General features: G+C 64.1%; 8 protein-coding genes. 3 read left to right on the top strand and 5 right to left on the bottom strand.

The genetic code is table 11. The features are described 5' to 3' along the window. Positions 1-40: 40 nt before the first annotated feature. Positions 41-724, top strand: coding sequence for a uracil-DNA glycosylase (locus D6201_RS08785; protein ID WP_120048447.1), 684 nt, complete (start codon positions 41-43; stop codon positions 722-724). 346 nt (positions 725-1070) lie between these two features. On the opposite strand, the gene D6201_RS08775 is transcribed toward D6201_RS08785, so the two are convergent. From D6201_RS08775 to D6201_RS08755, 5 genes are all read right to left on the bottom strand, one after another. Further along, positions 1071-1316 carry a hypothetical protein gene (locus D6201_RS08775; RefSeq protein WP_133303983.1) on the bottom strand — a complete coding sequence of 82 codons (246 nt, stop codon included), beginning with the start codon at positions 1314-1316 and terminating at the stop codon, positions 1071-1073. 118 nt (positions 1317-1434) lie between these two features. Further along, positions 1435-2871, bottom strand: a complete 1437-nt coding sequence (locus D6201_RS08770) for a glutamate synthase subunit beta (protein ID WP_120048445.1) — start codon at positions 2869-2871, stop codon at positions 1435-1437. A 107-nt stretch (positions 2872-2978) separates the two neighbouring features. Further along, the gene (gene gltB / locus D6201_RS08765; RefSeq protein ID WP_120048444.1) at positions 2979-7634 is read right to left on the bottom strand and encodes a glutamate synthase large subunit; all 4656 of its coding nucleotides are present in this window, start codon (positions 7632-7634) and stop codon (positions 2979-2981) included. Positions 7635-7826: 192 nt separating this feature from the next. Then, positions 7827-9161 carry a hypothetical protein gene (locus D6201_RS08760; protein ID WP_120048443.1) on the bottom strand — a complete coding sequence of 445 codons (1335 nt, stop codon included), beginning with the start codon at positions 9159-9161 and terminating at the stop codon, positions 7827-7829. 25 nt (positions 9162-9186) lie between these two features. Further along, on the bottom strand, positions 9187-10416 hold the full coding sequence (locus D6201_RS08755; RefSeq protein ID WP_120048442.1) for a TIGR04063 family PEP-CTERM/XrtA system glycosyltransferase: 1230 nt from the start codon (positions 10414-10416) through the stop codon (positions 9187-9189). Between the two features lie 90 nt (positions 10417-10506). On the opposite strand from D6201_RS08755, the gene D6201_RS12965 reads away from it, so the two are divergent. Continuing rightward, entirely contained in the window at positions 10507-10665 is a 159-nt protein-coding gene (locus tag D6201_RS12965) for a hypothetical protein (RefSeq protein WP_165853528.1), read from the top strand. Continuing rightward, a complete protein-coding gene (locus D6201_RS08750) occupies positions 10658-12025 on the top strand; it encodes a putative O-glycosylation ligase, exosortase A system-associated (RefSeq protein ID WP_120048441.1) in 1368 nt (455 codons plus the stop codon). The genes D6201_RS12965 and D6201_RS08750 overlap by 8 nt, the downstream gene beginning before the upstream one ends. The last annotated feature ends 23 nt before the right edge of the window (positions 12026-12048 follow it).

Below are 12048 nucleotides of genomic sequence, written 5' to 3'. Positions count from 1 at the left end.
CGGCTTTGTGCCGCCACGAGCAGCGCGTATCGCCTGGCGCATGACTGAGCGGATACCCGAAAGCTGGGCGAGCGTGCTTGAGCCTGCACTGGCTACAGGTGAGGCGCGACAGCTTGGCGGATGGCTGCGGGCGGAGGAGGCTGCGGGCAAGCGCATATACCCCCCGCGCGGCTGCCGCTTGAAGGCTCTGGAACTGACGCCGCTCGACGCGGTGAAAGTCGTCATCCTCGGGCAGGATCCCTATCACGGGCCCGGCCAGGCGCACGGGCTTTGCTTTTCCGTGCCGGACGGTGTGCGCCTGCCGCCCTCGCTTCGCAATATCTACAAAGAGATGGAAAGCGATCTCGGCATTTCGCCGCCCGCCAATGGCAATCTCGAACGCTGGGCGCGGCAGGGCGTGCTGCTGCTCAACAACACCCTGACCGTGGAGGAGGCGCAAGCGGGCAGCCATGCGGGACGCGGCTGGGATGCGATCACCGATGCCTGCGTGGCGGCGGTGGCGGAGCGGGACGTGCCCACCGTATTCATCCTGTGGGGCAGCCACGCACAGGGCAAGGCGAAGCGGATTGCTACGCTGCGCGATGGTGATGGGCATTGTCTGATCGAGAGCCCCCATCCCAGCCCGCTCTCCGCCCATCGTGGCTTTTTCGGCTCCAGGCCGTTCAGCAGGGCGAATGCATTTCTGGAAGCGCATGGTCGCGATGCCGTCGACTGGCGGCTGTAGCGGCATGGTGTTACACAGAAGGCCCGGAATTTGAAGTCTGCCGGTCTGAGCAGCTCGCTGAATTAGGGGGATTTTCGGCACTGATACGCCTTTCGGTGCGTATCCTTCCGTTTTGCCCGATGCGCGCGGTAAAGAGCGATAGGTGTCCAGCATGGCTTGCGGTTGCCACGTCCGCGAGGTTGTAGGACAGCAGCGGCGCGATGCCGAACGCCCGCGTATCGCGGCAGCACTCTCGCGTCTCGACGAAGGCGAGTGGGGCTACTGTGTCGCCTGCGGTGAAGGAATTGCGGCAGGGTGGCTGGCGAGCGACTCGAGTGTGCCGCGCTGTGTGGGGTGTGCCGATTAGCTAGCGCTTGGGTAAATCCTCGCACCGCTCTATAGTCCACATGCCGCAGGCCATTTCGCGGATGCGGGCGATACGTTGTCCGTCGCGCCAGAGATCTGCCGGACGATGCCCGGTCAATTTTCTCGCCTGTTGCAGCGCGCAGTAATCCTCGTTCGCCTCGAACTCGGTCTCGCACGGCAGCGTGCCGCCTGCATCCATGTAGCGGAGGCGATAGGTATGGCGGTACTGTCCGGCGTCTGGTGGCACGGGCTGGGTCGCTTCATAGTTTCGTGCGCGGCGAGTGGGGCGCACGAGCGGGTCAGCGGGTCGCCGGAAAAATCGTTCCCGATCAGTTATTTGATAAAGGTTAAGCGCGCAGGCGAAATCAGCGCGGTAGCTGGGTGACGCCCATCAGCGCTTCGTCCACGCTGGCTGCGCATTGGCGGCCTTCGCGTATCGCCCAGACCACCAGACTCTGCCCGCGCCGCATATCGCCGCAGGCGTAGATGTGCGGGTCGGAGGTCGCATAATCCTGCTCGTTCGCATCGATATTGCCGCGCTGGGTGAGATCGACCGCGGCCTGATCGAGCATGCCCTGACGGCGCGGGCCGAGAAAGCCCATGGCCAGCAGGATAAGGTCGGCGGGCAGGGTGAATTCGCTGCCGGGCACTTCGCGAAGCTGGCCTTCGGACCAGTCGGCGCGCACGCATTTGAGGCCGGTGACTTCGCCATCCTTGCCGACCACTTCCTTGGTCAGCACCGCCCAATCGCGGTCCACGCCTTCTTCATGGCTGGAGGAGGTGCGCAGTTTCATCGGCCAGTCGGGCCAGGTCAGCAGCTTGTTCTCCTTCTCGGGCGGCTGCGGCATGATCTCGATCTGGGTGACGCTCTTCGCGCCCTGTCGGTTGCTGGTGCCTACGCAATCGCTGCCCGTATCGCCGCCGCCGATGACGATGACATGCTTGCCCGTTGCGGTCAGGCTGCCACGCGGGGCGGCGCGGGTTTCGTCGTCGCCCGCATTGCGCTTGTTCTGCTGGGTGAGGAATTCCATTGCCAGCCGCACGCCGGGTAGCTCGGCACCGGGAATATCGAGGCTGCGCGGATGTTCGGCTCCGCCCGCCAGCACCACCGCATCGAAATTCTCCTTGAGCGATTTCATCGAGGTGTCGACGCCGACTTCGTTGCTTGTGCGGAAGGTGACCCCCTCCGCCTCCATCTGCACGGCGCGGCGATTGATGAGGTTCTTCTCCATCTTGAAGTCGGGAATGCCGTAACGCATCAGCCCGCCCACGCGGTCGCTTTTCTCGAACACGGTGACAGAGTGTCCGGCACGCGCAAGTTGCTGGGCGCAGGCGAGGCCCGCCGGGCCGCTTCCAACCACGGCAACGCTCTTTCCGGTCTGTTTTTCAGGCGGCTGCGGCGCGATCCAGCCTTCCTTCCACCCGCGATCGACGATGGCGCATTCGATGCTCTTTATCGTGACCGGCTGGTCCGTGATGTTGAGCGTACAGGCCGCTTCGCAAGGCGCCGGGCAGACGCGGCCGGTGAATTCCGGAAAGTTGTTGGTGGAGTGCAGGACTTCGAGCGCGTTGCGCCAGTCGCCTTCGTAGACGAGGTGGTTCCAGTCCGGGATGATGTTATTCACCGGGCAGCCGTTATGGCAGTAGGGAATGCCGCAATTCATGCAGCGTGCCGCCTGGTTCTGCAGCTTGTCGTCATCCGGCTGGACGACGAATTCCTTGTAGTTCTTGAGCCGCTCTTCGGGAGCGACGTAGGAACGATCCTCGCGCTCGATTTCGAGAAATCCGGTTTCCTTGCCCATATCCAATCCTTCGGTCTCGCTGGCCCACCCCGCTGCGACTACGCCAGCAAGCTGGCAAGTCTCGCTCCCCTCCCGCTTGCGGGAGGGGCTGGGGGTGGGCGACTAATTCATTCCGCCGCCACGGTGGCGGCTTGCTCGCGCTCGGCTTCGAGTTGTCGCAGCGCGCGGGCGTAACCCTTCGGCATGACCTTGACGAATTTGCCAAGCGCGCCGTCGAAATCGGCGAGCAGCGCTTCGGCGCGGGTCGAACCTGTGTGCAGCTTGTGCCGCTCCAGCAGCACGCGCAGCCGCGCCGCGTCATGATAGAGCGGATCGCCCATGCCCAGATCGTCCACGTGGTTCGCACGCTGTTGCGGCAGGCCGGTTCCCTCGGGCTCGTCGACATCCGCCGCAATCGCTTCGAGATCGACCTGCGCCGTGTTGCAGCGCTGCCGGAAATCGCCATCGGGATCGTAGACATAGGCCACGCCGCCGCTCATGCCCGCGGCGAAGTTGCGCCCCGTAGGCCCGAGCACGGCGACGACACCGCCGGTCATGTATTCGCAGCCGTGATCGCCCGTTCCCTCGACCACGGCGACCGCGCCCGAATTGCGCACCGCGAAGCGCTCCCCCGCGACGCCAGCGAGATAGGCCTCGCCCGAGATCGCGCCGTAAAGGACGGTGTTGCCGACGATGATGTTCTCGTCCGGTTTGCGTGAGACGCCTTTGGGCTGCCGCACGATCACCCGGCCGCCTGACAGGCCCTTGCCGACATAGTCGTTCGCGTCTCCGGTGAGATCGAGCGTGACGCCGTGGGCGAGCCACGCGCCGAAGCTTTGCCCAGCCGTGCCGGTGAAATCGAGGCGGATCGTATCGGCGGGCAGGCCGGCATGGCCGTGCGCCTTCGCGATCTCGCCAGACAGCATTGCGCCGACGGTGCGATTGACGTTGCGGATTGCATATTCGCGCTGCACCGGCGCGGCGCTGGCGATGGCCTGCTTGCAGTCCTCGATCAGCTGCACGTCGAGCGCGGCACCGAGGCCGTGATCCTGCTCCTCGGTATGGAAGAGCGTCTTTCCCTCGGGCGGCTCGACCGTGTGCAACAGCCGGGAGAGATCGACGCCATCGGCCTTCCAGTGGCGAATGGCACGGTTCATATCGATCCGGTCCACCCTGCCGATCATTTCCTCCACGGTGCGGAAGCCCATTTGCGCCATGATGGTGCGCAATTCCTCGGCGACGAAGAAGAAGTAATTGATCACGTGCTCGGGCTGCCCGACGAACAGCTTGCGGAGTTCGGGGTTTTGCGTCGCCACGCCGACGGGGCAGGTGTTGAGGTGGCACTTCCTCATCATGATGCAGCCTGCAGCGATCAGCGGGGCAGTGGCGAAGCCGAATTCGTCCGCGCCCAGAAGCGCGCCGATCGCGACATCGCGCCCGGTGCGCAGCCCGCCATCCACCTGCACGGCGATGCGGCTGCGCAGATTGTTGAGGAGCAGCGTCTGCTGCGTTTCGGCGAGGCCGATCTCCCACGGGCTACCCGCATGGGTCAGGCTGGTGAGCGGGGATGCGCCCGTGCCGCCCTCATAGCCGGAGATGGTCACGTGGTCGGCCCGCGCCTTGGAAACGCCTGCGGCCACGGTGCCGACGCCCACTTCGGAAACGAGCTTCACCGAGATGCGGGCATCGGGGTTCACGTTCTTCAGGTCGTGGATCAGCTGGGCAAGATCCTCGATCGAGTAGATATCGTGATGCGGCGGAGGCGAGATGAGGCCCACGCCCGGAGTCGAATGGCGCACCTTGCCAATGCGCTTGTCAACCTTGTGGCCCGGCAACTGGCCGCCTTCGCCGGGCTTCGCGCCTTGCGCCATCTTGATCTGGATATCGTCCGAATTGGCGAGGTATTCGGTCGTGACGCCGAAGCGCCCGCTGGCGACCTGCTTGATCCGGCTGCGCATGGAATCGCCGTTTTCCAGCGGCTTGAACCGGAAAGGTTCTTCCCCGCCTTCACCGGTGTTGGAGCGCCCGCCGATCCTGTTCATCGCAATCGCCATCGTCGAATGCGCTTCGTGGCTGATCGAGCCCAGGCTCATGGCCCCGGTGCTGAAGCGCTTCACGATCTCCTCGGCGGGCTCGACCTCCTCCAGCGGGATCGCCTCGTCCGCCGTCTTCAATTCCATCAGCCCGCGGATCGTCAGCAAGCGTTCGCTCTGCTCGTTCACGCTGGCAGCGAAGGCATCGTATTTCTGCTTCGCATCCATGCCCGGCTCGCCGCGCACGGCATGCTGCAGCTGCGCGATATTGGCGGGCGTCCAGGCATGCTCCTCGCCGCGCAGGCGATATTGGTAGATGCCGCCGACATCGAGCATGTTGGCCAGCACGGGATTGTCGCCATAGGCCTCTTCATGGCGGCGCACCGTCTCGCGCGCCACTTCGGGAAGGCCGATGCCCTCGATCGTGGTGGCGGTGCGGGTAAAGAAGCGCTCGACGAATTCGGACGACAGGCCGACCGCATCGAAGATCTGCGCGCCGCAATAGGACTGGTAGGTGGAGATGCCCATCTTGGACATCACCTTCATGATGCCCTTGCCGACCGCTTTCACGTAATTCTGCTCAACCTGTTCGGCGGAGAGTTCAGGCGCCTTGCGCTGGCGGATATCTTCCAGCGTTTCGAAGGCGAGATAGGGGTTGATGGCTTCCGCGCCGTAGCCTGCCAGCACGCAGAAATGGTGCACTTCACGCGCCTCGCCCGTTTCGACGACGATGCCGGTCTGCATGCGCAGCCCCTGACGCACAAGCTGGTGATGCACGGCTGCGGTGGCGAGCAGGGCGGGCATTGGGATGCGATCCGGACCCTGCGCCCGGTCCGACAGGATAAGAATATTCCTGTCCTGCAGCACCGCCTCCGTCGCGGCCCAGCACATTTCCTTGATCGCCATTTCGAGGCCCTCGGCCCCGCTCGCCGCATCCCAGGTGATGTCGATGGTTTCGGTGCGGAACGCGCCGTCGAGGCTCGCTTCCACCGAGCGGATTTTCTCCATCCCGCGATTGGTCAAAATCGGCTGGCTGATTTCCAGGCGGCGATGCGTGCCCGCCTCGCGCCCGAGCAGGTTCGGGCGCGGGCCGACCATGGTCAGAAGGCTCATCACCAGTTCTTCCCGGATCGGGTCGATCGGCGGATTAGTGACCTGCGCGAAGTTCTGCTTGAAGTAGTCGTAAAGCAGGCGGCTGCGCTTGGAGAGGACGGCGATGGGCGTGTCCGTGCCCATCGAACCGATGGGATCGTCGCCCTTCACGGCCATGGGTTCGAGGAAGCGGGAGATATCCTCCTGTGTATAGCCGAAGGCCTGCTGGCGATCGAGCAGAGACACCTCGTGCTCGTGCACCGCCTCGGCATCGGTCTCGATCGCTTCGAGATCGCGCAGCTTGTATTGCGCGGCGTCCAGCCATTCCTCGTATGGGTGCGCCGCGGCTAGCTTCGCCTTCAGCTCCTCGTCCTCGATGATGCGGCCTTCTTCGAGATCGATCAGCAGCATGCGCCCCGGCTGCAGCCGCCATTTGCGCACGATGTCTTCTTCTGAGATCGGCAGCACGCCGCTTTCGCTGGCGCAGATGCACAGATCGTCCTTGGTGACGCAATAGCGCGCCGGGCGAAGGCCGTTGCGATCGAGCGTGGCGGCGATCTGCCGGCCATCGGTGAAGGCAACGGCGGCAGGGCCGTCCCACGGCTCCATCAGCGCGGCGTGATATTCGTAGAACGCCCGGCGCTTGGCATCCATCAGATCGTTCTTGGACCATGCTTCGGGGATCAGCATCATCATTGCATGGGCAAGGCTGTATCCGCCGAGCAGCAGCAGTTCGAGCGCGTTGTCGAGGCAGGCCGTATCGCTCTGCCCGTGCGGGACGATAGGCCACAGCTTGTCGAGATCGGCACCGAGCAATTCGCTTTCCATGGTGCGGCGCCGCGCATTCATCCAGTTCACGTTTCCGCGCACCGTATTGATCTCGCCATTGTGACAGATCAGGCGGAAGGGCTGGGCGAGCCGCCAGCTGGGGAAGGTGTTGGTGGAGAAGCGCTGGTGGACGAGGCCGATGGCGCTCTCGCAGTCGGGATCGCGCAGATCATCGTAGAAGCTGCCCACCTGGTTCGCCAGCAACAGGCCCTTATAGACGACCGTGCGGCTGGAAAAGCTCGGCATGTAGAGCTTCACGAGCTCTGGCATATCGTGCTTTTCGGCCAGCTCGGCGAGCGGGTTCTGCGTCTGCTTGCGGATGACGATCAGCTTGCGCTCGAACGCATCCTGATCGGCGCAATTCGGCCCACGCGCGATGAAGCACTGGCGGATCATTGGCATGCTATCGAGCACCGCCTTGCCGAGCCCTGCTGTCGTCGTGGGCACATCGCGCCAGCCGATCAGGCGCTGGCCTTCCTTGGCGATGAATTTCTCGAATTGCTCGGTGATGAAGCTGCGCGCTTCGGCCTGCTGCGGCATGAAGCACATGGCAACCGCATAATCGCCCGGCGGCGGAAGCGTCAGCCCCTCGCCATCCGCCCAGCGGCGGTAGAGCCTGTCAGGGATCTGCAGGAGGATGCCCGCGCCATCGCCCAGCAGCGGGTCCGCTCCGACGGCGCCGCGATGATCGAGATTGGCGAGAATTTCCAGCGCCTGGCCGATGATGCCGTGGGATTTCTCGCCCCGGATATGGGCGACGAAGCCCATGCCGCAATTGTCGTGTTCATTGACGCTGTCATACAGGCCTTGGCGGGGCGGATACTCGGTCAAACTCGGCTCTCTTCCTGAGGCGCAGCATCCGGGAAGCGCGCTTCGGAACCGGTTTCATCGGTAACGAAACGCGAAATCACAGCGCGGAGCTGCACGAAAATTTCGCGAAACCCCGTCATGGCGACAGGAAACACGTTTTGCAAGTTTTTGGTGCAGCGCAATATGCGCTGCGTAGCATGTGGCGGAAGCGGCCTACTTCCCCATGCGTTGCAAGTTCATGATGGCATCGCGCAAGGCGCGGTCATGATCGTCGTTCGAGGCCCGGCGCAGCGGCGTGGGCGGAGTCGGCGCATCCTCATTCGCCTCATCGTCGGCGACTGGGTCCGAGTGCTCAATGGCCTCATCCGCCTCTTGGACGCGTGGCAGAGCCAGCGACGCGTTGAGTTCGGCCAGAGCGTCATCGTCGCCGATATCGTCGGCCGCAAGCAGACTGCCGGTCTCGACCGCCGCAAAGGCCGCGAAGGGCTGTTCCGACGTAGGAACTTTCACCTCACGCGGCGGCGTGCCGTTCTCGATGGGCGCTACGTCCATGCCGAGATAGGTCGCAGTGGCCGCAATCGCGGTCTGAACGGTGGCGGGGCCGTAATCCGCGCCGATGGCTGTAGCAGCAGGCATTGCGACCGGCAGGGCCGCAGGCGGTGGCACCGGGTCTCCGGCGGCTTCACGTTCCGCGCGCCAGTTGCGGTGCCGCTCGAGGGTGGCTTCCAGCTTCTGGACGAGCTGAACCAGGCCGGGCTGCTTCGCCGATGCCGACTCTTCGCGATTGGGGGCTGGATCGGAGGCGGGTGCCGCTTCATCGTTGTCCTGTGCAGATTCGCAAGTCAGTGACGGCGGAAAGGAGGGCGGTGGAGCCGCGGTGCCTTCGACGATATTCTCCGGTTCGTCGGCGGCTTCCTCTTTCTCTGGCACCGGCACTTGATCGTCGACTTCTACCGGATCGATCGTTACGGCGGTTTCGTTTTCAATGCCCGGCGCTTCTTCCGCGATCGTTTCGCTGGGTTGCGTGTCCGGCAAGTCGATATGCGGGGCGATTCCAACCGGCACTTCGTCTTGCTCTGTCACGGGTGCTTTCTGGGCGAGCGGGTCTTCGGCAGGGCGCTCGTCTTCCGTCAGCGCGAGCGCGCGGCGGCGCGGGCGTTGCATCGGCTCTTCATCGGAGGGCAATTCTTCAAACGTGAAGGCCACTTCCTCGCCCAGGGGATCGGCCTCGTCCTCGATTTCGACCGGGCGCGCATTCGTTCTGCCAAGGCGCTTCGCCGCAAGGTAGCCCAGCACAGCTCCCAGCAGTGCTGCAACAGACGCGATCGCGATCCGGGCCGTGTCGCCGAGCGGCGGTGCTGCGGCGGGGAGGGCAGCAGCAAGGCCGGTGCGCGCCACCAGCGTTTCGAGGACATGGGCCGGAACGATCATCATGCCGACACCGAACAGTGCGGCAAACCACAGCGCGACGACCGCGGGGAATGCAGGATGCGCGCTGACCGGCGGTTTGCGGGCCGTATTCATGTTTTCATATTCGGAGCTGAACATGCTCTGCCCTGATCCTTGCGTGTTGCTACGCGGCGGTAAGATCCCGTCCGTTCACGCCTTCGCCTATCAGCGCTTGGTAAACAGGCAGATAATTGCGCACATTGGCATCCCAGTCGTGCCGCATGCGCACATGGGTCAGCGCGCGCTCCCGCATGGCGGGCCAATCGCCGCGCGCGTCCAGCAGATCGGCGAGCGCCGCGGCGCAGGCGGCGGGATCGTCGGGCGCGAAGAGCGTGCCGGTGTCGTCATGCGACATCAGCTCGCGGTGCCCGCCCACATCGCTCGCCGCCACCAGCTTCATCTGCGCCATCGCCTCCAATGGCTTGAGCGGTGTGACGAGATCGGTCAGCCGGCTGCGTTTGCGGGGATAGGCCATCACATCCATCAGCGCGTAATATTTCTCGACCTCGTCATGCGGCACGCGCCCGGTGAATATGATGGCATCGCAAGCCGGAGAAGTGGCCGCCTGCATACGCAACATGTCCTCCATCGGGCCGCCACCGACCAGCAGCAGCCGCGCATCTGGATGGCGCTGCACCAGCAGCGGCATGGCGTCGATCAGATCGTCCAGCCCTTCGTAATCGTAGAAACTGCCGATAAAGCCGATCACCGGTCCATTCCCGAGGCCGAGCTGTGCGGCGAGTTCGGGGTCGGGTGCTGCAGGGTCTCCGAACAGAGTGAGATCGACACCATTCGGCATGATGCCGATCTTTCCAGCCGCGACACCGCGCGCAACGAGATCGCTCTTGAGCCCTTTACAGATGGTGAAGACGGCGTCGGCCCCGGCCACCGCCATGTTCTCGAGCCGGCGTGTCAGCCGATATTTGAGCGACCCTTCGCGCGATGCGAGATTGCCGACGGCAGCATCCTCCCAGAACGCGCGGATTTCATAGACGACCGGAATGCCCAGCCGCTTGCCCGCTCGAGAGGCGGCGAGCCCGCCCAGCGCCGGCGAATGCGCGTGCAGCACATCGGGCCGCCACTCGCGTGCAAGCGTAGCGATCGCATCGGCAAGCGCGCCGATTTCGCGCCATTCGCGAAGCCCGGGCGGGCCGCTTGCCTCACCCGCCGTGCGATGAAAGGTAAGCCCGTCCACCTGCTCCATGTTCGGTCCATCCGCCGTGTGACGCAGTCCCGTGAGCCCGCGCACGTCCAGCCCCATGCGCGCCTGCGCGGACATGATCGCACGGGTGCGGAAGGTGTAGCCGCTATGCATGGGCAGCGAGTGATCGAGGATGTGCAGGATCCGGGTCATCGCATCGCGCTTTGCCAGATTGTGCTTAACGGCGCGTCAAGAGCTTGCGGGTAACGCGCATATTCCCGCAGCTGACCGGACGCATCGCTCGTGATCGACATTTTCACCATCGCTCTCACGCACGGCCTGATCTTGGCCGCGTGCTGGCGGTTGCTCTTTCGCGACGATCTCGATTCCGGCGATCCCGATGCCGCGAAGACGAAGCGGCCCTGGTTGAAGAACGAGCCGGGCGAGCGCCGCGATGCGTGATCTCGTCCTCCTAGCTTTCGTCGCCGCCGTCATCGCGATGGGGTTCAAGCGGCCTTTCCTATGGGTGCTGCTCTACATCTATGTCGATATCGTGTCCCCGCAGCTGATCGGCTGGGGCGTCATTCGTTCGCTTTCGCTGTCGCTGGTGACATTCATCGCCGCTTTTGCGGGTTACGTGTTGCTCGACAGCAAGGAAGGCAGTCGGTTCACCCTGCGACAGGCGCTGATCGTGGCCCTGCTGGCGTGGTGCGGGTACACGACGCTCGGCGCAGTCTTTCAGGATAGTGCATGGGAAAAGTGGAGCTGGGTGTGGAAGAGCATGTTCTTCGGCGCTTTCCTGCCGCTTACGCTGCGCACGCGGCTGCGTCTCGAAAGCGCCGTGCTCATCTTCGCCCTTTCCATTGCCGCCATCGCCATCAATGGCGGGATCAAGACCGCTTTCGGCGGCGGCGGTTACGGCACGCTTACGCTGCTGGTCGATGAGAATTCGGGGATCTACGAAGGATCGATCATTTCGACTGCCGCCATCGCCACCATTCCCCTCATCCTGTTTCTGGCGAAGCGCGGCACGATCTTCGCGCCGGGCCGCGCGGTGTGGATCTTCGCTCTTGCCACCATTTTCGCCTGCCTGCTTATCCCGGTCGGAACGGGCGCGCGGACGGGCCTGGTCTGCATCGGCGTGCTGGGCGTTCTGATGCTGAGGCAGGTGCGGCACCGCTTCATGTTCGCTGGACTCGCGGGCGGTGCGCTGGTCGCCTCCATCCCGTTCCTGCCCGCCGAATATACAGAGCGCATGAGCACCATCACCGGCTTCCGCTCCGATGAAAGCGCATCGACGCGGCTCGAAGTATGGAAATGGACCTACCATTACGCGCTCGCCAATCCGGCAGGCGGCGGGTTCGATGCTTATCGCGAGAACAGCTTCACCTACGAGATGCCGCAGATCGAGGGCGACGGAAACAATCGGCGCATCACTTATCAGGAAGTGACCGATGAAGCGCGCGCCTACCACTCTTCCTATTTCGAGATGCTGGGAGAGCAGGGCTGGATCGGCCTCGGCCTATGGCTGGCGCTGCATGGGCTCGGCCTGTGGCAGATGGAGCGCATCCGCCGACGTGAGCGTCCGGGGCAGGCGGATCGCGACGAATGGATGTTCGATCTCGCCACGACGCTGCAGCATGCGCAGGTCATCTTCCTCGTCGGCGCGGCCTTTGTCGGCATCGCGTACCAATCCTTCATCTTCCTGCTGATCGCGATGCAATGCGCGCTGTGGAGTCAGTGGAAGCAGGATCGCCATGGCTTCGCCCCGTCCCCTGTCGCCGAAAAGCTCGCCGCCTCGCGCCAGCCGGTAGCGGGCTGAGCGCCTCTCGACATTCGCGCAGG

Origin of the sequence: Aurantiacibacter aquimixticola, assembly GCF_003605475.1 — a bacterium.
In the GTDB taxonomy this organism is placed as follows: domain Bacteria; phylum Pseudomonadota; class Alphaproteobacteria; order Sphingomonadales; family Sphingomonadaceae; genus Alteraurantiacibacter; species Alteraurantiacibacter aquimixticola_B.
The sequence above is the reverse complement of the archived record's forward strand: the minus strand, read 5'-3'. Positions and strand labels throughout refer to the sequence as shown.